Here is a 21,782-nt window from a genome sequence, read left to right as displayed (position 1 = left end):
CTCGTCTTCACTCAGCCTCCAAGCGTGGGGCTGGAGACGAAGTTTAATACTATGGCTTAGCTTTCCATGTTCACTATGATTTTATCCAAATTTAACTAAGCGATAAGAATGACCGAACTTTTCCTAAGACAATTCAGTATAACTGTTTCAGGAATTAAAAGTCAACTTTATGTTTATCACATAACCCTTATCATCACTAATCTAACAAACTTGAAGCCAATTGTTCTAATACAAGATCATCCATTGGTGGATTGTGTAGGCCAGCGCGCACATCACGGTAATAGCGCTCAAACGGATAATCTTTTGATAGGCCGCGGCCACCTGCAATTCTCATAGCGAGATCAACAATTTTATTTGCATCGTTCGTCGTTGTAACTTTAACAGTCGCTAAATCTTTGGAGAGTTCCCCGCGTTTTTCGGGAAATTGGTCCCATTCCTGCGCAATACTAAATAAATAATGACGAGCTCGCATTAACAGCATTTCCATTTCACCGATTTTTTGTCTAATATGAGGCACTTTCGCTATCGGATGCTCTAAACTATTAGGTTGAAATTTTTTTGCAAATTTTACTGCATCGTCTATGGCAGCTTTTGCAATTCCTAAGTAACAGGCTGGAATATGCAACAACCACCCCTTAGGAACTGACTTTTTACTTTTACGTTCTACTAAGCTATCTTGACTCACGTTCACTTGATCTAAAACTAAATCATCACTCGCCGTCCCACGCATACCTAATGTGTCCCAAGTTGGATCAACCGATACACCCTCTGAGGTCATATCAATCACGAACCATCCGAGAATTTCTTCGTCTTCTACCCAAGCAGATACAACGGCATAATCAAGGACACTAGCCATGGTCGTAAACGTTTTCCGTCCATTTAAAACATATCCATCTCCACTTCGAGTTGCTACCGTTTCCGGACGGCCTCCACGCGTTGGGCTACCGGTATTTTTCTCTGTGGAAGCACGATTGAATAATTTTTGCTCACCTGCCTCTTTCGCCACCCAAGCGAAATCTTCTTCCGACCAAACGTCATATTCCTTTAGATCCATTAACAACCCATTATGCCAACCGACAGAAAGAGCCGTTGGTGCGTCACCCTCTGCAATTTTCTCTTGCATAAGCAACCATTCATATAAAGATAAGTCCTCACCGCCGTATTCCTCTGGTAATATAATGGATAAATAGTGATGATCCTTTAGAGTCTGCACCGTCTCCGATAAAAAACGCGCTTCCTGATCCGACTCTTTTACATATTGCTTTAATTGATCAGAAAGCTCAGTAGCCTTTTTATATAAATCAACATGACGATCATTTTTAAGAAAAATATTTTGTTCTTTTGTCATGATTGTGCTCCTTTCGCAAGTATAAGATATCATATGTATTTACTAGGATTTAGCATAATACATATATACTTATTTTTGAAATGTTTAGGATGAAATATGTCTAAGGAAAATATTTTGAAGGAGGCGTTCTGCATGAAAGTGTTAGGTATTATCAACCATTTAATTAGTATCCTCTTTGGTATCGTTCAGTTTATTTTGGGCTTGCGTATCATTCTACGGTTTTTTGGAGCATCTGAAACGGCTTCATTTGTTGAATGGATATATGGTATAAGCGAACCTTTACTTCGTCCATTTAAAGGCACATTTTCAAATAAAGTGTTAGATGAAACATACGTCATTGAATTCTCCTCCATATTTGCCCTATTGATCTATACAATGATTGGCTATATGCTAACGGCTTTGGTGGTTGGCTTCGACCGGAAGTGGAACAAAAAATAAACGCACGGCTATGCTCGTACGTTTTTGAATCGTTGCTTATTCGACAATAAAATTAAACCAGCCATGAGCAAAACAAGACCAAATCCAGATAGTAATGTCAATTTTTCTCCGAGTAAGAATAACCCTAATATCGAAGCTGTCAGTGGTTCAGCTAATGCGAGGGTAACGGCTGTTGAGGCCGCTACTCCTTTTAATCCGCGTGCGAATAAAATATAAGATAAAGCCGTTGCAAGGATTCCGAGGTGAAGAACTGATAACATGCCTGACCATTGTAATGTCCAGCTTAAATCGGCTGTGAATAATAACGGCAAAAGAAAAACGGCAGCTGAGCTAAAAACAAGCGCAACAACTACATCAGGTGGATGTTCAGCAACAAGACTTTTACTAACAAACGTGTAGATTGCAAACGACAAGCCCGCGATTAACGAAAACAACACACCTAATGGATCAAAAACAATACTTTCCTCCGACTGAAAAAGCAGTAAACATCCGATAACTGCTAGAATTGTAGATAAGCCCCACACCCAGTCTGGAAGTCTATGATAAATAAGCCATTCGATCAAGCCAGCAAATATGGGAGCACTACAAATGGCAACCACCGTCCCAATCGCAACTCCTGTCATATGAACACCTGAAAAGAAAAACGGCTGATATAGAGCCATGGCCAGCGCACTAATGAATAAAGCTTTCTTAGGGATACCTTTAATTGTAAAATTACGTTGAAAAGCGATGTAAATAAGCAAGGTGCCACCACCAATTAATAGGCGCAAGGCACCGATAACTAACGGTGAAGCGTTAGTTGGGGCTAGCGCCTGTGCTGTTCCCGTCGTCCCCCATAAAATAGCCGCCATTAAAACAAGAAGGACACTTAATTTCATATCATCACCACAGTACTTTTATATTTAAAATGGATTGGTTGCCCACTGTAGTGATTGTTTAATAAATATGCGTTGGTTTAATTTCAACTGGGACACCATAAATTCGGCTAGATCTTCCGGTTGCATATATTTGTTTTCATTTTTTTGTTCTAATTGGTCACCAAAGACAAGCTCCGTTGCCACCAAACTCGGATTCATCGTGAATACGCGAATGTTATATGGACGAACCTCCTGCATCAATGCCTCACTCATTCCTTGTACCGCAAATTTGGAAGCACTGTAAGCGGACGATCCAGCCGTTGCCTTCAGTCCATTACTAGACGAAATATTAATAATATCACCTTTATTTTTCTCAATTAAGTCCGGTAATACAGCTCGTGTGACGTGATAAGTTCCAAATACATTAACCTCAATTGGTCGCTTCCATTCTTCAGGTTCGGCGTCAACTAGGTTACCTTTAGATCCAACACCTGCATTATTTATTAAAATATCGGCTGAACCTAAGTTTGCTCTCAGTTGATCGATAGCTTGATTGACTGCGTCTATATCTGCTATATCAACCGTTACATAATCTGCTTGCACACCGTAAGCTTTGACCTCTTCAGCGACATATTGCAACTTACTCTCGGTCCGTGCAATTAACCCTACGTGTACACCTTCTTTGGCTAATTCAATTGCTGTCGCACGACCAATTCCTGATCCAGCTCCTGTAATATAAGCTATCTTACCTGTCAAATCTTGACCCATCATACCATCCTTTCTTTTCAAAACATCTCGTTTTATTCTCAATAAATCCTATATTTTTCTAATGGTCATTCTGTAACTTAAAGCCGCGACCATAAGCGCGGCTTTATAAAATTAATCGATAGGTTTTAATTTTCCTTCAATTTCTTCCCGACGTGGTTCTAAAAACGGCGGTAATGCCAGCGATTCTCCCAAATGTTCAGCATCCTCATCCGTATCAAAGCCTGGTCCATCCGTAGCCAACTCAAATAAAATACCATTGGGCTCACGGAAGTAAACAGAACGGAAATAGAAACGATCGACAAAACCAGAATTTCCAATGCCAATCTCATTTAATTGTTCCAGATATTCACGAATCTTCTCTTCATTTTCTACACGGAACGCGACGTGGTGAACGCCGCCTCGACCAAGGCGCTCAGGGGGTAAGTCTGTACGCACGTGAATATGCAATTCAGCACCCGTTCCACCTTCACCTGTTTCAAACACGATAACCTCTTTGCCTGTGCTATGGTGCTGATACTCACCTGCACGTCTGAAGCCCATAAGCTTCGTTAAAATGGCTTCAGTTGGCTCAAGGTTTGGTATTGTTAAATGAATCGGGCCTAAGCCAATAATGCCATACTTCGGATCAGCAGCACTTTTATTCCAAGGTGTCCCACCAGCAACGCCTCGATTTTGTTCGTCTGAAACTAAAATTAATCGTTGATTCTCAAAATCTTTAAACGGTAAAACCTTTCGTCCATATTGCTCGACAATTCCCTCATGCTCAACGTCATGTTCCGTTAATCGTTGTTCCCAGTACTCTAAGGCTTCATCATTCGGAACTCTTAAGGATGTTGTCGAGATACTTTGATTCCCATTATGATTTTGCCCAGCACGTGGTATTTCAAAGAATGTTAATTCAGTACCAGGATGACCGATTTCATCACCGTAAAATAAATGGTAGACTGACGGGTCATCTTGGTTTACCGTTTTCTTAACCATCCGCATGCCTAATATTTTTGTATAAAAATCTACATTACCCTTTGCATCGGCTGTCATCGCTGAGAGGTGATGTATACCTAATAAATCCATCAAATGGCTCCCTTCAAAAGCATATTAGTTATCCTTATGTTACCAAAAATATGTTGAATTCAAATTAATTTGCTCATGCTGTTGGCCCTTAATAAAAGTAGCCAAAATACACCAACAAATCCTAATAGAATCGCTGTTAATAAGTACAATGTCCCTAAACTTAAGTAATCCACAATCACGTAACCAAATAGAGGACCGAAAGCTGCCCCTAAATCAACTGCTACCGTGTAGGCAGTCATTAACCCTACCTTAGACGTTTGAGTAGCGACATCGGACGCTAATGAATCTGAAACCGTAACCAATATAGTAGACATCAATTGAAATGTTAAAAGTAGGATAAGCAAGAACCAAAATGCCACTTCTAGTGTAAATAGATAAAATGTTAATCCTGATACCAGGAAAGCTAGAATGAGAATCTTAATCCGACCGAATTTTTCATCAGAAACCTTACCTACAAGCGGGGCGAGGAATGGGTCCCATCCCCATTTAATGGCTTGAATAAAACCTGCAACAGTTGCTGCTCCTATGGTTATGCCTAACCATACGAAACTTTCATTCATTTGAACATCTAACAAACGACTTAACGTCGATAAAAAGATACCGAAAATTACCATCGCCATCATAAACCCAGTTCCAAGGACCGCCCAAGTCTCTTTTCTTCTCCAGAAGGATAAATCGTTGTCATTATTTTTCGGTTGAGATTGTGACCCTTGTTTAGTTCTAGGGATATATCGAAAGGCAAATAGTAGACTGATGATTGATATAGTGGCGAATAGTGTTGCAACAAGCTCCAAACTAAATACATCTACGAACAGGCCTCCAACAAGCATACCTGTTAGACCACCTAGTCCCCAAAGTCCATTATATTTACCCATTAACCTTCCTCGTGTCTGATCATTCGAAACTTCTATGACTGTTAGAAATCCACCTAAACGAAGAAGCGACCAAGCAACGCCCCAAACGCAACGCATCAGGAGAAGAAGCCAAAAACCTTTCAACCAGCCGTAAGACAGCGTTGATACCGCTGCTAGAATAATCGCTAGGATAACCCCTGTTCGTTTTTCCATATGCTGATAAAACCAGCCGACTAAAGGGTTAATCGGTAGACGGATTAATCGATTAGCTGATAATAACACACCTACCTGCCATAAAGCTGTCAGCCCAAAATCGCGCCAATAAATCGGCATGACAATAAACAGCATGGCATCCCCTAAAATACACGCAGCTGTAATGAGAGCAATTACGGTCACTTTTCGTTCTCTTGTATTTCCCATATTACACCTCTAATTACTGTAAATTATTATAGAATATCATAGTACTAGAGGAAAAAATAGACTTTTTTCATAAAAAATAATACCTAAAAAAACTGTTAGCCATCCAAGAACTAGAGCTTCAACACAGAAAAATTCAGGAAGAAATCGACCTTACATGGTGTTCAAATAGGAAATCAAACAAAGAAGATATTTAATTATTAACACACCTTATATCACTAGCGTTGCATTAATTAAATCTTTTAATTCAAAATACTCATAATGTTCAAAAATTTAGTGTTCAGCCCATAAAAAAATCCTTTACAATGGAAAGTACAGGTGGTTCCTGTCCAAATCCAAAAGTAAAGGAAATCAGTTATGGACAAGAATACACGACTTTCATCATTTGGTAAATGGGTTTCACCCATAAATTTTGAAAAACTTTATGAACAAACCGAAATATTCAAATCAGATTATTACACCAAGAAACTCACTACCAAGGCCTACATTTTATTTATGTTGTACGCACATTTACAAGAATCTGAAAGCCTACATGCTATGAGTGACACTTTGTTGGATGAGGATTTGCAGGATGCCCTGGGTTTACAGTCGATTAGTGCATCGCAACTATCACGACGTCATAATACCATGGATACCCAGATTCTAACTGACATCTTTGTCAACCTTGTCACGAAAATCAAACAACATCATGCGGGGCAACGCGGATCTAACTTTCCGCTGAAGATCATTGATTCCAGCACGTTGCCGTTAAATCTCACGAAATACCCGTGGGCGAAGTTTCGCAAAACCAAGTCTGGTGTTAAACTTCATTTACGTTTAGTTTATATGAATAAGGATACCGTCTATCCAGACCAAGCGGTTATCACAACTGCTCATGAACATGATCGAAATCAGCTTGAAGTACTGGTCGATGACCGGGAAGCCATGTATGTCTTCAATCGTGGCTATATCGACTATGAACGATTTGATCGCATGACCGATGATGGTTACTTCTTCGCCTCACGCCTTAAGAAAAATGCTGTCATTCGTGAGGTTGCTTCTTTTGATGTCGCAAAAGATGCATCGATCCTATCGGATCGAATGGTTTACATTGGCACGACACAAAATCGAGCAGAAAACGTCTTTCGTCTAGTTGAAGTCATTGATACGCAAGGCAAGATACTACGGATCATCACCAATCGGTTCGATTTAGATGCGATGGCCATCAGTGAAGTTTATCGCTCACGATGGGCAATTGAACTCTTCTTCAAATGGTTGAAACAACACGTTGAAATCAAACACTTTTATGGCATGAGTGAGACAGCTGTTCACAACCAAATTTACTTAGCACTCATCGCTTATTGTTTAAATGTGTTAGTTCAACTGGAAACTAAGGGTCGAAAATCGTTACTACGCATCACACGCTGGCTGAAAGCCGCGATCTGGAAACCTGCTTACGTATGGGTTCGGCGTTTTGATGGACGAGCAAGTCCTTGATACTAAAACTACTGTTGATGTTTAGTTGTTGGACATAAATGTATATTTTTACCAAATGGATAGTGCCACCTTCGGGTTAGCATTAGCTTTTTTGCTCATTTGGTAAGGATATAAGAAAACTGAATATTCCAACTACATTTATGCAACGCTAGTGACCTTATATATAATAAAGTGTAAGTATCACCTTTATCATAAGAAGAAAGGAGATAATTAAATGGTAAGTTTTTATCTTTTTGTCCTTATGTGTATTTTTTTTATTATTTTACCGGGTCCCGACATTGCAATTGCTACAAAAAATACTGTCACCACTGGGAAAGTCGGGGGGCTTAAAACAGCTTTAGGTATTTGTTGTGCTCTTCTTATCCATACTTCTGCTGCTGTATTAGGTCTCTCAGCCATCATTGTGAAATCCGCGTTATTGTTCTCTATTATCAAGTATGTGGGTGCTGCTTACTTAATTTATTTAGGCGTTAAGACATTATGGTCTTTGAAGAAAAAGGATGTAGCTACGAGCAATGAGATGAATACAAAAGGCAAGTTTGTAAACACATCTTGTTTTAAACATGGTTTTCTTACAAATCTCCTAAATCCCAAAGTTGCGGTCTTATTCTTAACCTTTTTTCCTCAATTCATTGACGCTGGAAGTCATTCTTTTTCGCCGTTTCTTATAATGGGTGCAACTTATACAGTAATGACTGCCGTATGGTTTTTCCTATATGTATATTTGATAAATTATATTAGTGCCATTATGAAAAAACCTAAAACACAAAATATTATTGAAGGAATCACGGGCACAATACTAATCGGTTTTGGAATAAAACTATTTTTTGAAAAGGCTCATAATTAGATTTTCTTATGATTAAGTAAGCCCCTTGATTTTCCTAAATCGAAGGGGCTATATTTGTGTGTGACATTAAAGATTAATTGAGCTTTCATAACAAAATCATACATTCACTTGTCTTTAATTTACAGATTAGCTAGGGTTACAATTCAATCCAATAACGTTTGACCACATTTCCATCCTCTTCAACAAAGGATTGACCTTCCACGCCTCCGTTATTAAGAATAACCTTCTTTGAAGCAATATTATTTTCATTACATGTGATCAATGCTTGTTCTACCCCCATATTTTTAACCTTCAACAGGGCTAGCCTTAAAATTTCTGAGGCATATCCTTTTCCCCGCTCAGTTGGTCTGACACCATATCCAACGTGTCCTCCGATATTTAGAAGTGTTTCGGTTAATTCATGGCGAATGTGGCACGCTCCTAAGATTCTTTGATTGTCATTAACAAGTAAATAAGTTGAATTAGCCACCCATCCTTCGGGAATCCCGATGCCCCGTTCGGCTAATAATAGTTTTTCAATAAATACTTCAAAATTGTCTCCTGGTCTTCTTAGGACAGTTGGTACAAGCTTCTCACCATACTCTTTCCATTCATTAATATAATCATTAAAAGCCTCTTCTAATGCAATCGTTGGTTTTACTAATTGATTCCCCATATACTCACCCCCTAGAAAATTTGAAAACTATTATATCAAAAATAATAGGAGATGCTCTCCGTCTCAAGGCGTATATTTAGTGAAATGGTATCCAAGGAATCTTCCAGACACCATTGCTGTTTTTGACCACTCGAAAACTTAGCGGATTTCCTTCCGTAGGCTCCTCATAATGAATTAAAGCCTCATGATCTGATACATATTCAATTTCAAATTGATCAATCGTTAAAAGTTCCTGATAGAAATCGCGATAATTTTGCTTACCTACTTCATCCATGGCTAAATCCGTTGCAAAAGGTTCGAATTCGTCATAAGGAAAATATTGACCCTCTTGATAGTACAATTCGAATTCGGTTCTTCGATCAAATTGAATCATTGATTCGTGATACAACCTAAAAATATCAAATGGCTTTAATCCTTCCAATAGCTTTTCATCATGGGTCTGGGCGTACTGTTGATAGATTTCATCTAATTCATCCGTTAATTGTAATGAGGTATATTCATTAGTGTCTTCTGGTTCTTTCGTTTCATCTTGCACGGGTTCTGATTCTTCAGTTTCCACTGGGTGAGTTGATTCTTCAGCTTCTTTACCTTTATTAGGTGCGAATGATACCTCTGATAAAAATAATACAACTGCGATACTGACTACAGCTATGGTCAAACCGGCCATAAAAAATGGTCGTTTACTTTTAACCTCCGAATGTCCACCTGACTCTATTCGGTTAAAAATGGCTTGCTTCTGTTCTTGATTGAATAACTTATCTTTTCCAATCATGTCATCCAATTCTTGCTTGAGTCGCTGTTTCACCATTCCCACCCTCCTTCTTTAAGTTGATTCTCTAACTTTTTCCTGGCACGAAATAATCTAGTTTTAACCGTGTTCTGTGATATATCAAGTGTTTTAGCTATTTCATCAACTGTAAAGTCTTGATAGTAAAACAAAATAATAACTTCACGTAATTTGATGGATAGCTTTAACACGTTCTGAGCTAGCTCTAGATTTTTATCTTTATCTAATAAATGTTTCTCTGATGTGTTGCCTTCTTCATGTGTCAATGTGAACTTCTCTGTTATTTGTACTTTTCGGTGATGCCAGCTTCGTAAGTAGTCGTAGCAGCCATTCATCACAATACGATACAAATAAGTCTGGTAAGAAGATCGACCTTCAAAACGATCTAGATTTTTATATACTTTAAGAAACGTTTCTTGAATAATATCTTCAGCAATATACTGATCCTTTACGTATGTCATGGCTAGTCGTGTCAAGGATTCACCATATTGATCCATCAATTTCTCCAAGAGCTGCCTTCGATGGTGCGCGGAGTCAAGCTCTTCTGATATTCCCATGGCTTTACCTACCTTTTTGTTTATTTACTTATTTAGACGAAACCTGAAGTCGTAAGGTTCCCATCTTTACGAATAAAAAAACTGCCCACCATTTATGATAAGCAGTTCATTTAATGACTTCCCATTCCTCCACAGATCCTTCTACGACTTTAAATAGTGGGTGTGGAAAAATATCTTTAGCCACTAGTTTCTTTAATTGTTTTAAACGGTTGGGGTCACGTTGGCGTAATTTTGCCCTTAAGTGAGCCCATTCATATTCTAATTGCCCTGTAGTCACCAAAATCTGGTCACAAGGCTTGACTTTGACAATTTTTTCGTGGTCAAAATTATAACCACGAGCCTTGGCCTCAATATAAACATATTCTAAATAAATACCAACAGCCTGAATCGGATCCTCATGTTGACGAAACCGTACTAACTGAGGGTGATTCGTGTAGCCTTTTGTTTCACCCCGTAACACCTTTTGCGCCAACAATGATTCACGCCAACAAGCAACTAACCCTTTCGCATCTAAATATCTGGGATGTATTGACCATAATCGCATTTGCATCGTCCTTTATAAGATTTGGTCTATTCGTTTGAATTCTAATTCCTGAAACTTTTCCATCACGCGGTCGCGATTCATACGAAACTCAGCCTCATTCAGATCACAGCTAACACCCGCTTCACAATTAATTTCAGCGAGTTTTCGTGAAAGATGGACCATGTCTAAATCATTTTCAAATTTTGACCGTTGTGCTTTCGTTAATGAATCGAGGTTTTCTAAAATTTGTTCCAATGAACCGTGCTGCTTCAATAATTTCAGTGCCGTTTTTTCACCGATACCTTTTACACCTGGATAATTATCGCTTGTATCACCCATCATGGCCTTGAGTTCAATCATTTGCCTCGGCGTTATCCCTTTTTCTTCTTTAAAACGATCAGCGTGATAAATATCGTAGTTCCCGTAACCTTTTTTGAGTAACACGACATTTACATTAGTGTCTAGCAGCTGTAAAATATCTTGGTCACCCGTTAAAATATAAACCTCAGAATCATTTTTATATAGATTGGCCAACGTTCCAATACAATCATCAGCTTCATAACCAACCTCACCGATATTCGGTATGTCCATCGCTTCTGTTACTTCTTTAACTAAATCAAATTGTGGGATCAGCTCCTCAGGCGGAGCACCGCGGTTGGCTTTATAGTCTGGATATAAATCATTTCTAAATGTATGACTTCCCATATCCCAGCACGCTACAACATGCGATGGGGTAAATGTGTTGGTTGCTGTTATTAGATGTCTAACAAAACCATGAATGCCATTTGTCGGGATACCCTTACTATTGACCATAAAATACCCACTCATCGCTGTTGCATAATACGCCCGAAACAACAGTGCCATACCATCCACTAATAAAACTTTATTTTTCGCCATCATTATTCCCCCTAAACCTCTACCTATTATAATTTATAATAGACACACTTGAAAGTGACCGTGTGTCTATTTTCGCTCAACCGTTCTAAATTTTTTAATGAATTCAGCTGGTGATTCTTTGATATGAAGTGTTACAACACCTTTATTCGTATGAAGATAAAAGAATCCATACCGATTGGAAAGCATTTTATATGATAAATCAAACACTTGATGAATCGGATATTCCTTTTCTTCTGTCACCAATTTATCCTCATAAAGCACTACCCAATGCTCATCTTCAATCTTCTTTTGTTGGAAATTAAAATAATCAATTTCACGTCTTACGGTGTAATAAGGGTGTTGGTGTAAGATAGGAAAAACTCCCTTCGAAGTACTAATGTTATTATAGCACGTGGTGATGAACGTGTCTTTTAAGAGAATACACTATACAACCCAAGTAGGATGATATAAACTTTCTATAAAAAGTGACGAGGAGTAAAAAAATGCTAGATAATATAATGGAAGTCATTCATTTATCGGAAAAATTGAAGTCTGAATTACGCCATAGCTGGCTATCTGACGGACGTCAAGAAAGCGTCGCAGAGCATACTTGGCGCGTTTCTTTAATGGGCATGCTTATTTCACCATATTTAGAAAAGGAGATTGATCAGCTTAAACTGCTCAAAATGATTATTATTCATGATTTAGTTGAAGCAGAAGCTGGTGACATTCCGGCTTTTGATACATTAAATGATGACGAAGCAAAACTGGTGAAGGCTAAAAATGAAGAACAAGCCATCCTTAGAATAATGGAACTTATTGGCGGTGAACAGGGACAAGAATGGTATGACCTTTGGCATGAATTTGAAGATAAACAGACTTATGAAGCTAAAGTTGCTAACGCCCTTGATAAGCTTGAAGCGCAAATCCAGCATAACGAAGCTGACATTAAAACCTGGCTTCCGATTGAGTATGATATGAGCTACATGCTTGGTCGTCACACATCCTTTAGCCCTGTCTTGACAGAGCTGAAAGACCTTATTGAACAAGAAGCTAATACAAAAATAAAACGTGCAACACGATCTGGTCAGAAATAAGGCCAGATTTTTCAAAGGTTTATGTACCGATATAAAATGTTTTACTCCTTGAATAACTGGATTAATGATAGGGGCTGAGACAAAACTTTATTAAAAACATAAAATCCGAACTAGATTCAATTATTCATGAATTAGTTCAGATTTTATTCACTACGTCAAAATGCTTCGCTTGCCGCGGGCACGGCTCGAGCCTCCTCGGCAGAAAAGCGCTGCCTGCGGGGTCTCGAGACTCGTGCTGTCACCGCGAAGAACTGGATGTTCAAGTGTCGGCGTTGGCCACAAATGCTACTTGCGTTACATCCTTGCGTAAGTTTGCGCCGAGTAACCGCAGGCGCAGGACGTGGCCGTTTTTAGTCGACGAGGCGTCTACGCATTTTGACTCCGTTCATTTTTAATTATATTAGATGATATTGTTCGCCTTTCATCACCCTCTAGTTATTTTTATCCCACACTCTTTTCTATTACGATTCTAACCTTGATAGGCTTCTCTTAATTTTTCTATGTTAAATTTTTTCATTTGGAGAAATGTTTGGGTTAATCGTTCCATTTGTTCGTTCGTCCCGTTCGCCATCATTTCTCCCATAACCTCTGGCCAGACTTGCCAAGAGACTCCGTACTTATCTTTCAACCAACCGCATTGTTCAGCTTTAGGATCTGATGAAAGCTTTTCCCAGTAGTCATCTATCTCTTCTTGATTGTCACACCGAACTAAAAGTGAAATGGCCTCATTAAATGTAAAGTCATGTGGCCCCGCACTGTCCATGGCGGCTAACCATTGATTATTAAGCATAAAATCTGTAAACATCAACGTCCCTTCCTTTTCTGGTTCCATGCCAGCAGGATAACGAGCGATTTCCCCTCGTCTTGAATCATGGAAAACAGAAAGATAAAAGTCACTGGCTTCTTCTGCCTTACCGCACACATCCTGAACAAACATTAATGAAGGTACAATAAATGGCCGTTCCTCACCTTCTGGGTTTGTGAGGATCAGCTGCCATGTCAGGCCATACTTATCCTGTATCCATCCGTAGCGTTTACTGAACGGATATTCTTGGAGTGGCATAAGTGGTGTTCCACCTTGGGATAGCTTTTCCCAAAGCTGATCTAAATTGTCTCTCGCGTTCTCATCTCTTGAAGGATCAAAATTGACAAAAAAAGAAATCGAAGGATTGAACTGAAAATGTGGGCCACCATTTATAGCCATGAATGAATAGCCTGCAAGATTAAAAGAAACGATATCACTATCTCCAGATGGCGTATCACGTACGGTTGCGATATTGATCACTTTTGAATCCGGAAAAATAGATGTATAAAATTGTGCGGCTTCTTGCGCTTCTTGATTAAACCACAGATGGGGAACAATTTTTTGATTTATCATTGATAGTTCCTCCTTTTAAATATAGGGTATGCTTTATTTTACTTCTTTTAGATGCTCTTCTAGACGGTTCCAAGTTTCCGTGATACCTTCTAACATCCCCATGTCCATGACAGTCTTAAGAGCTTCTGCGGATACATATTCAGCACGGTTAACTAGCCTCGTTTTATCACCTAAATCGATGAATTCCAACGTGATCTCTGATGATGGCAAACTCTCGTCAATATTTCCATCAGCATCTGAGAAGTAATCGGTGTAAGAAATCATCTCGGGCTCAATAATATCCTTGTAAACGACTTTTCCCCAAGATTCCATCCCATAAAATTCCCCTTGATTCCGGTCAATGCATTTCATACAGAAATGCCATGTACCGCCCGGTCGAAAATCAATGTGGCAAACAGGAAGATCCCAGCCAATAGGTCCCCACCAATGCTTGAGATGCTCAGGTTCTTTAAACATTTTGAACACGAGATCACGAGGTGCCCCAAAAATGTGCTCCAGTACCAGCACCTGATCGTTTTCTACTCTAGAGGTTAATTCGTTAATTGACATTTTAACTCCTCCATCCAATTGTATAATCTTTCTCCGCTTCACATTTACCTTAATCAATACTCTTTATCATCAGCATAATTAAACACGCTTATGGAAAGGTTGACTACTATGTCTTCGAACTTGATGTTTTTGCTTAATCAGTCACCATACATACAATTGATAGAAGTGACTTTGTGAAAATATCGTGTTTTATCGCTTCCAATTCATCAATTCAATGGTTTCTTTCCCTGTAATACATTGAGATAATCGTCCAGCCGATCCATCCGCGCCTCCCACATGCGACGGTAGGAGTCAAGCCAGCTATCCAATTCTTGAAACGGTTCTGGTCTTAGCTTATAAATACGACGATTAGCTATCGGCTGAACCTCAACGAGACCAGCTTCACTCAATACACGAAGATGCTTCGAAGTTTGGGGTTGGTTTAGCTTTAGTTTATCCGCAATTTCTCCTACTGGAAGCGGTTCTTCAAGAAGGAGGTCGACGATATCAAGTCGATTGGGTTCCGCCAATGCATTAAATGTTTGTGCGTTCATGTTGAATCAGCTCCCGTTATTTGTATTTTACGTAAACCCATAAGCGCATTTTGCTGCATTAAGAATACCACCTCCGGATTCTTCACTTTAACATTGACACACCTTGTTGATGAATCGATTATTCCATATAAAGAATATTCCTGTCAAGTAATATTATGTACATTTTTCAGAACAGTAGAAATACCTAGCCACGGCTTTCTTTCAACTATTGAGATAAAAGCTAAATTTCCAATTTGCTAGTAACCCTTTTAGCCGAGTATATATTTACGTATTAAACCCACCTAAGACTTAAGTTAAAAAAATGAAAAAGTTTCGGTTACCGTACTATTTATTTTGGAAAATTCGCGGTAAAATAATTACTATTGGATTAAAATAATAACTGTTGGGGGACTCATCATGAAATACGTCGTACGTTACTTAAAACCGTACTATTTACATATAATTATCGCTTGGTCACTCATGTTAATTGAGCTTGCTGTTGAGTTAATGCTCCCCTTCTTCTTAGGGAAAATGATTGACCAAGGGATTCAAACACAAAATTTAGACGCGATTATCTATTGGGGCTCCATCATGGTTGGCCTTGCATTCCTTTCCTTTGTGGCAGGTGTATTTAACTCGTTTTATGCATCGCACGTCACCTTTCGTTTCGGATATGACGTCAGACAAAAACTGTTCGATAAGGTGCAGGCTTTTTCATTTAAGAATTTAAATGAGTATCCAACATCATCACTGGTGACTCGTTTTACAAATGATATTCGAATGATTCAAAACGGAATATTTATGGGATTACGGATCATGTTGCGTGCACCGCTACTTGTTATCGGCGGTGTGGTGATGGCGTTTATCGTGAACTGGCGAATTGCGCTGATCTTCCTCGTAACAGTTCCCTTACTCATCGGTTCCTTACTTTGGCTTGTTCGAAAGGGTGGAAAACTATTTGAAAAGGTTCAAGCACGTCTAGATAACGTCAATCGTATTATGCAGGAAAACCTTTCAGGAATTCGTCTCATTAAGGCTTTCTTACGTAAACGCTATGAAACAAATCGTTTTAAGAAAACAAATACAGAGTTAATGACATATACAAAAACATCGCTCCGTTTAATTGAAGCGTCCATGCCTATTCTGTTATTCGTCATGAACATGAGCTTACTATTCATCTTATGGTATGGAAATATCGAAGTCGGTTCCAATAACGCCGAGGTCGGGGACGTTGTAGCGATCGTAAACTACGCCTTACGCGTATCGATGGCGATTTCGATGTTTGGATTTTTAACGATGGCACTTGCGCGAATGAAAGCCTCAGCTGAACGGATTGAACGAGTGTTAGATGCTGATATTGACTTAATAGAAACAAAAAATGCTAACGATCAATATCGGGTTAAGGATGGTGCTATAGAATTTTCCAACGTATCATTCCATTACCCTAACTATCAAGAAAATGTACTGATGGACTTATCATTCAAAGTCAAACCACAGGAAAAAATCGCAATCATTGGAGCAACAGGTTCTGGAAAAACGTCGTTATTTCAGCTCATCCCTCGTTTATATGATGTCACTAATGGTGCTGTTTTTCTAGATGGTCACGATGTTCGTGACTTTAAACTCAATCATTTACGTCGTGCGATTGGTTATGTCCCACAAGCCCCACTCCTTTTCACCGGATCGATCCGCGAAAACATTCGCTGGGGTAAAAATGGGGCTACCGAGGATGAAATTATTCAAGCCGCTAAAGATGCCCAAATTCACGATACAATTAATGCGTTACCTAATGGCTACGAGACGCCAATCGGTCAAAAGGGTGTCAACTTATCCGGTGGGCAAAAACAACGGGTATCTATTGCACGTGCTCTTATTAGACAACCAAGGATTTTAATGTTAGATGATAGTACGAGTGCACTTGATTTAAAAACCGAGTCCCACTTACTCGATGCGATTCAAGCCTATCAATGTACGACGCTGATTGTGACACAAAAGGTCATAACGGCGATGAACGCTGACCGTATTTTCCTTTTAGATGATGGCAAACTTCTAGCAACAGGGAATCATAATGAATTGATCAAGTCATCAGAGTTATATCAAAAAATTGTCGAATCACAGTTCGGAAAGGAGGGTGTCCGTGAGCTTTAAAGATCTTTTTATCCAGCCATTTAATTATGAAAAAATCGATTTAAATGAAGCTAATAAAGTGGATGATCCCCGTGCCAAGCCAAAAGTTCGTGATTGGAAAGGGACGATTAAACGAATCTGGGGTTATCTTATGGATGAAAAAGGGCTTCTCCTTTTTGTCTTTTTAATGATTGTCGTCAGTTCAGCTCTGGCCATTCTCGGTCCGTATATGATAGGGCAAGCTGTAGATGAATTTATTGTCAATCAAGAATTAACTGGTCTAGGACAAGTGATGATTGCCTTACTGTTCATTTACATTTTTTATTCAATATCTATGTTTCTTCAGCACTTCTTAATGATTGGGATTGCACAGAACACGGTTTATCATTTACGTTCTGAGTTATTTAACCAACTCCATTTGCTGCCGATTGCCTTTTTTGATAAAAGACAGTTCGGTGAAATCATGAGCCGTGTGACCAATGACGTCGACAACATTAGTAATACACTGAATATGTCAGTTATACAAATATTCTCAAGTGTCCTAACATTAATAGGAACCGTTTCAGTCATGTTTTTCTTAAGTCCCTTATTAGCCGTTGTGACATTGACAATTATCCCGATGATGGTCTTTGGGATGAAGTGGATTACGAAGCGTACAGGTCCTTTATTTAAAATCCAACAAAAGCGACTCGGCGAATTAAACGGCTATGTTGAAGAAATTGTGTCTGGACAGAAAATCGTTAAAACGTTTTCCCAGGAAGAACGAGTAACAAACACGTTTGAAAGTAAAAATGATGACGTGATGCGCTCAAGTTATTGGGCATCTGTATTCTCTGGCATGATTCCTAAGCTGATGAACATGTTAAACTCATTTAGTTTTGCAATTATTGCATTTGTTGGTGGTGTCCTCGTCATTTACGATATGGCAACGGTTGGTACCATTGTGATTTTCACAGAGCTAGCCCGACAGTTCACGCGGCCTTTAAACGAATTATCGAACCAATTTAATCAGCTCTTATCAGCCGTAGCTGGTGCTGAACGTGTCTTTAATATCATTGATGAAGATAGTGAGGAGCTTGATGAAGACGATGCGATTGAAATTAACGAACCAAATGGAGACGTGGAATTTCGTGATGTTACGTTTTCCTATGATGAAGATGAAGTGGTCTTAAATAATGTCTCATTTAAAGCTGACGCTGGTGAGACGGTAGCTTTTGTCGGCCATACTGGAGCGGGAAAAACAACCATTATCAATTTAATTTCACGCTTTTATAATTACGATAGTGGTCAAATTTTATTAGATGGAACGGAAATTAAAGATATTAAGCGTACAAGTTTAAGAAAATATATGGCCTTTGTCTTACAGGATGCCTTTTTATTTGAGGGTACGATCCGTGAAAATATTCGCTATGGCCGTTTAGATGCAACAGATGAAGAAGTCATTGAAGCAGCGAAAAATGCCAATGCCCATTTCTTTATTATGAAAATGTCAGAGCAGTACGATACCGTTTTAGACCCTAATGGCAGTGGGATTAGTCAAGGTCAAAAACAATTAATAACAATCGCTCGTGCGATATTGGCTGATCCAAAGATTTTAGTCTTAGATGAAGCGACAAGCAGTATTGATACTGTAACAGAAGTCAAAATTCAAGAGGCCTTACAACGTCTCATGAAAGGGCGTACAAGTTTTGTCATTGCACACCGACTCAATACGATACAAAACGCCGATCAAATCATCATGCTTGAACACGGGCGTATTATCGAAATAGGCACACACCAAGAGCTTATCAAACAAAATGGACACTATGCTAATCTGTATCAGGGTCAGCTTGATAATCTGGCAAATTAAAAATTTTAGGGGTTATAACGAAAGGACTCGCCGTGGTAGCGAGTCTTTTATTATCCTTCTATCCGTTGTAACCACTCTTGTTTGAATAAACCCCTTATTTCCTCATCAATTGGAATGTCAACCTCAGGCATGCCTGATGCTCCAGGTGCAACCTCATACTTGTCAAATTTAAAAACTAAATTCCCGTCACGAATGTACATGTTATTAAAATCATAATTGGGTTGTTTCATCCAATCATTTAATTCGTCTTCAAAGACCCCGTATTCAGACTCTAATAGCGCATCTCTTACCTGTGGCATGATGACATCACGTGCTTGCTGGATATTCTCAAATAGTGTGCTCTGTTGAATAAGCTTATTGGTTTGTAAATCAACCATCCATACTTCCTTTGTCTGATTGACATTTGCGCCCCCAGTATAGGCTTCCTCTGAAGAAACTAGAGAGTAGAGATCTGTCCCACTTGAATAAATATCAAGGATGACATATAGACTTCCAGGTCGTTCCTCTGTGACATTTCCCTTAATCGTGTTTAAAAACTCCTGATTAGTCTGCTTCATATACCTTTTAAAATAATTATTCAATCGATCTGATTCGAACACAGGCAACTGAAACTTAATTTCGTACAGTTCTTCCTGTTTATCAAAGGTAAGCATCCGAATTCCTTCAAACTCCGTTTCAACAATGTCAAAATCTTTTCCGACATCTATATCCTCCGCACTTGAAAATATTGCTGTAAATATATACCCGACTAACACACTTACTACAAACGCTACAAAAAAATACTTCATCGTTTGTCTAGATTTTTTATTCCTCATCTCGACTCCTCTTTCTTCATAAATGATTTACTTTTAGTTAGTCCCAAGATAAGGAAAATTATGCAATGTAATTATGAGTTTTATCTTATGTGTTAAAATTTCTTATATTGGTATAAGAGTTGTAACTCAAATATTTGGAGGTTATCTATTTGAATAAACTAGACAAATTCTCTATCCTACTGTGGCTTATCGTGGGTGTGTTATCTCTAGTAGCATTATTTAAAAATTTATTAGTTAATAATCTAGGTATTGAAAATATTAACACATTAACTAATTTGATTTTTATTTTTGCCAGCATAATACAGATAGTGTATTTGGTAAAGAAGAAAAATCAGCATTTTAAAAATGAGGATGCGACTATTGATGATAAACTCCTCCAACTATTAAAAGAGGGAAAGGATGTTCAAGCGGTTAAACATGCTAGAGAAGCATTAGGTCTTTCTTTAGTAGAAGGAAAACAATACATTGATACATTAAAAAGGGAATTAGGAGAGTAAGCCCCAATTCCCTTTTTTAGTGATCAGTTTGAGTATTTCTCGGCCTGAGTCTGGATTTGTTTGGCTGAGTGTGGATTTCTTGGTCCTAAGTCTGGATTTATTTCATTTGTACGTGTTGGTTTACACAAACAACATCCAAATTATCATCGCTGTGATAATCGCAACTATACCTTGAATAAGTGTACCACCCGTTTGTGCTTTATAGGCTTGTGTAACCGACATTCCACTAAATTCTTTAACGACCCAGAAGTAACTATCATTAATATGGGAAACAACCATGGCACCTGCTCCAACTGCCATGACGACTAATGCCATTGGTACAGCACCTGTGATACCAACATCTACAAGGAGTGGTGCTACCAATGTTGATGTAATCACTAGTGCAGTAGTGGAAGAACCTTGCGCTGTTTTTAATGCGGCTGCAATTAAGAACGGTACTAATAGGAAGAATGCTCCCGTTAAGAATGGACTACTTGCAAAACCTTCGATGAATCCTGCAATTTCAGTTGATTGAATAACCGTTCCAAAAGCACCGCCAGCACCTGTAATGAGTAAGATTGGAGCCGCTTCTTTAATACCTAGTCCGATCCAGTCATTTAACGTCTCTCGATCGAATTTTGGTACTAGAGCTAAAGCAAATAACACTCCAACCAATAAAGCAACAACAGGTGAACCTAAGAATAATAAGAAGTTAAAAAACGGTCCTTCCCATTCAGCAAACGTGACGACTGAACCTAAGCCAATCAAGATAATAGGAACGATAATTGGTGCGAATGCCTTCCCAGTTGATGGCATGTCACCAAATTGATTGACGACCTCATCGTAGTCAAAATCCCAATCATCCTCGCCTTCCACTTTAATTTTTGTTCCGACTTTAATCGCCCAGAAATAACCTGCCATAATAGCCGGTATGGCTACAACAATCCCAATTAGAATAATAGTACCTAAATATTGCTCAGCACCAATATTACCAGCTGCGGCAATCGGTCCTGGTGTCGGTGGTACTAAGGTATGGGTGGCGAACAAACCAGTCGATAAAGCAATCGCCATCGAGGCTACCGCCACCTTAGCCCGCTTAGCTAATGCCTTTTTCAATGAAGATAAAATGACGTAACCCGAATCACAAAAAACAGGTACACTGACAATGCTCCCAATCACACTCATAGCGAGCTGAGGTCTTTTTTCGCCTACAAGCCTTAAAACAAATTCCGCCATTCGATAAGCGGCACCTGTTTTTTCAAGTAAAACCCCAATAATCGTACCGAATACGATCACGAGACCGATACCACCCATTAATCCGCCAAACCCATTATTGACGGCATCAACGACATCTGATAAAGGTAAACCAGCAGCAATCCCTAAAGCAAATGCGGCAATAATTAATGATAAAAACGGATGAACATTGAATTTTGCTGTCAATCCAATAACTAATAAGACTGCTGCAATAATTACAATAACTAAGCCAAAGCCTTCCATATATTCCC

Annotated in this window: 23 protein-coding genes; 7 read left to right on the top strand and 16 right to left on the bottom strand. The window is 38.9% G+C overall.

The features are described 5' to 3' along the window. Positions 1-196 precede the first annotated feature (196 nt). Positions 197-1,348 (bottom strand): acyl-CoA dehydrogenase family protein, encoded by a 1,152-nt coding sequence (locus BLP77_RS08370; protein WP_093856671.1) that lies wholly within the window; start codon positions 1,346-1,348, stop codon positions 197-199. Positions 1,349-1,480: 132 nt separating this feature from the next. On the opposite strand from BLP77_RS08370, the gene BLP77_RS08365 reads away from it, so the two are divergent. After that, a complete protein-coding gene (locus BLP77_RS08365; RefSeq protein WP_176753011.1) occupies positions 1,481-1,786 on the top strand; it encodes a YggT family protein in 306 nt (101 codons plus the stop codon). 8 nt (positions 1,787-1,794) lie between these two features. Here BLP77_RS08365 and BLP77_RS08360 read toward each other — a convergent pair whose 3' ends face one another. The 4 genes from BLP77_RS08360 to BLP77_RS08345 all read right to left on the bottom strand — a co-directional run bounded on the left by BLP77_RS08360 (position 1,795) and on the right by BLP77_RS08345 (position 5,756). Further along, a complete protein-coding gene (locus BLP77_RS08360) occupies positions 1,795-2,664 on the bottom strand; it encodes an EamA family transporter (protein ID WP_093856669.1) in 870 nt (289 codons plus the stop codon). A 24-nt stretch (positions 2,665-2,688) separates the two neighbouring features. Further along, positions 2,689-3,411: a 3-ketoacyl-ACP reductase gene (locus BLP77_RS08355; protein WP_093856668.1), complete on the bottom strand. Its 723-nt coding sequence runs from the start codon at positions 3,409-3,411 to the stop codon at positions 2,689-2,691. A gap of 111 nt (positions 3,412-3,522) precedes the next feature. Continuing rightward, on the bottom strand, positions 3,523-4,482 hold the full coding sequence (locus BLP77_RS08350; protein ID WP_093856667.1) for a ring-cleaving dioxygenase: 960 nt from the start codon (positions 4,480-4,482) through the stop codon (positions 3,523-3,525). Positions 4,483-4,541: 59 nt separating this feature from the next. Further along, a complete protein-coding gene (locus BLP77_RS08345; protein ID WP_093856666.1) occupies positions 4,542-5,756 on the bottom strand; it encodes an MFS transporter in 1,215 nt (404 codons plus the stop codon). A gap of 354 nt (positions 5,757-6,110) precedes the next feature. Here BLP77_RS08345 and BLP77_RS08340 point away from each other — a divergent pair, with 354 nt between their 5' ends. Both BLP77_RS08340 and BLP77_RS08335 read left to right on the top strand, forming a co-directional pair. Continuing rightward, positions 6,111-7,229, top strand: coding sequence for an IS4 family transposase (locus BLP77_RS08340; protein WP_093856665.1), 1,119 nt, complete (start codon positions 6,111-6,113; stop codon positions 7,227-7,229). A gap of 214 nt (positions 7,230-7,443) precedes the next feature. Further along, the gene (locus BLP77_RS08335) at positions 7,444-8,076 is read left to right on the top strand and encodes a LysE family translocator (protein ID WP_093856664.1); all 633 of its coding nucleotides are present in this window, start codon (positions 7,444-7,446) and stop codon (positions 8,074-8,076) included. A 136-nt stretch (positions 8,077-8,212) separates the two neighbouring features. On the opposite strand, the gene BLP77_RS08330 is transcribed toward BLP77_RS08335, so the two are convergent. The 6 genes from BLP77_RS08330 to BLP77_RS15835 form a co-directional block, all read right to left on the bottom strand. Continuing rightward, positions 8,213-8,731, bottom strand: coding sequence for a GNAT family N-acetyltransferase (locus tag BLP77_RS08330; RefSeq protein WP_093856663.1), 519 nt, complete (start codon positions 8,729-8,731; stop codon positions 8,213-8,215). Between the two features lie 76 nt (positions 8,732-8,807). Further along, on the bottom strand, positions 8,808-9,539 hold the full coding sequence (locus BLP77_RS08325; RefSeq protein WP_093856662.1) for a hypothetical protein: 732 nt from the start codon (positions 9,537-9,539) through the stop codon (positions 8,808-8,810). After that, entirely contained in the window at positions 9,533-10,075 is a 543-nt protein-coding gene (locus BLP77_RS08320) for a sigma-70 family RNA polymerase sigma factor (RefSeq protein ID WP_093856661.1), read from the bottom strand. Before BLP77_RS08320 ends, BLP77_RS08325 begins: the two co-directional genes overlap by 7 nt. A 106-nt stretch (positions 10,076-10,181) precedes the next feature. Continuing rightward, on the bottom strand, positions 10,182-10,619 hold the full coding sequence (locus tag BLP77_RS08315) for a pyrimidine dimer DNA glycosylase/endonuclease V (RefSeq protein WP_093856660.1): 438 nt from the start codon (positions 10,617-10,619) through the stop codon (positions 10,182-10,184). A gap of 12 nt (positions 10,620-10,631) precedes the next feature. Then, entirely contained in the window at positions 10,632-11,498 is an 867-nt protein-coding gene (locus BLP77_RS08310) for a 5'-3' exonuclease (protein ID WP_093856659.1), read from the bottom strand. Positions 11,499-11,561: 63 nt separating this feature from the next. Then, positions 11,562-11,735, bottom strand: coding sequence for a hypothetical protein (locus BLP77_RS15835; protein WP_176753010.1), 174 nt, complete (start codon positions 11,733-11,735; stop codon positions 11,562-11,564). 242 nt (positions 11,736-11,977) lie between these two features. Here BLP77_RS15835 and BLP77_RS08305 point away from each other — a divergent pair, with 242 nt between their 5' ends. Further along, a complete protein-coding gene (locus BLP77_RS08305; protein ID WP_093856658.1) occupies positions 11,978-12,571 on the top strand; it encodes an HD domain-containing protein in 594 nt (197 codons plus the stop codon). Between the two features lie 469 nt (positions 12,572-13,040). Here BLP77_RS08305 and BLP77_RS08300 read toward each other — a convergent pair whose 3' ends face one another. From BLP77_RS08300 to BLP77_RS08290, 3 genes are all read right to left on the bottom strand, one after another. After that, the gene (locus BLP77_RS08300; protein WP_093856657.1) at positions 13,041-13,949 is read right to left on the bottom strand and encodes a VOC family protein; all 909 of its coding nucleotides are present in this window, start codon (positions 13,947-13,949) and stop codon (positions 13,041-13,043) included. A 33-nt stretch (positions 13,950-13,982) separates the two neighbouring features. After that, a complete protein-coding gene (locus BLP77_RS08295; RefSeq protein ID WP_093856656.1) occupies positions 13,983-14,498 on the bottom strand; it encodes an SRPBCC domain-containing protein in 516 nt (171 codons plus the stop codon). 206 nt (positions 14,499-14,704) lie between these two features. Further along, a complete protein-coding gene (locus BLP77_RS08290) occupies positions 14,705-15,031 on the bottom strand; it encodes an ArsR/SmtB family transcription factor (protein WP_093856655.1) in 327 nt (108 codons plus the stop codon). A gap of 396 nt (positions 15,032-15,427) precedes the next feature. Here BLP77_RS08290 and BLP77_RS08285 point away from each other — a divergent pair, with 396 nt between their 5' ends. Beyond that, complete coding sequence (locus tag BLP77_RS08285) at positions 15,428-17,158, top strand: ABC transporter ATP-binding protein (protein ID WP_093856654.1); 1,731 nt, start codon at positions 15,428-15,430, stop codon at positions 17,156-17,158. Next, on the top strand, positions 17,148-18,986 hold the full coding sequence (locus BLP77_RS08280; RefSeq protein WP_093856653.1) for an ABC transporter ATP-binding protein: 1,839 nt from the start codon (positions 17,148-17,150) through the stop codon (positions 18,984-18,986). The genes BLP77_RS08285 and BLP77_RS08280 overlap by 11 nt, the downstream gene beginning before the upstream one ends. Positions 18,987-19,036: 50 nt before the next feature. On the opposite strand, the gene BLP77_RS08275 is transcribed toward BLP77_RS08280, so the two are convergent. Next, positions 19,037-19,801 (bottom strand): DUF3298 and DUF4163 domain-containing protein, encoded by a 765-nt coding sequence (locus tag BLP77_RS08275; protein WP_093856652.1) that lies wholly within the window; start codon positions 19,799-19,801, stop codon positions 19,037-19,039. A gap of 149 nt (positions 19,802-19,950) precedes the next feature. Between BLP77_RS08275 and BLP77_RS08270 the strand changes: the two genes are divergently transcribed. Beyond that, complete coding sequence (locus tag BLP77_RS08270; protein ID WP_093856651.1) at positions 19,951-20,298, top strand: hypothetical protein; 348 nt, start codon at positions 19,951-19,953, stop codon at positions 20,296-20,298. Between the two features lie 120 nt (positions 20,299-20,418). Here BLP77_RS08270 and BLP77_RS08265 read toward each other — a convergent pair whose 3' ends face one another. Further along, the gene (locus BLP77_RS08265; protein ID WP_093856650.1) at positions 20,419-21,774 is read right to left on the bottom strand and encodes a GntP family permease; all 1,356 of its coding nucleotides are present in this window, start codon (positions 21,772-21,774) and stop codon (positions 20,419-20,421) included. Positions 21,775-21,782 lie beyond the last annotated feature (8 nt).

Origin of the sequence: Tenuibacillus multivorans, assembly GCF_900103915.1 — a bacterium.
Taxonomy (GTDB): domain Bacteria; phylum Bacillota; class Bacilli; order Bacillales; family Alkalibacillaceae; genus Tenuibacillus; species Tenuibacillus multivorans.
This window is presented reverse-complemented; position numbering and strand designations above follow the sequence as displayed.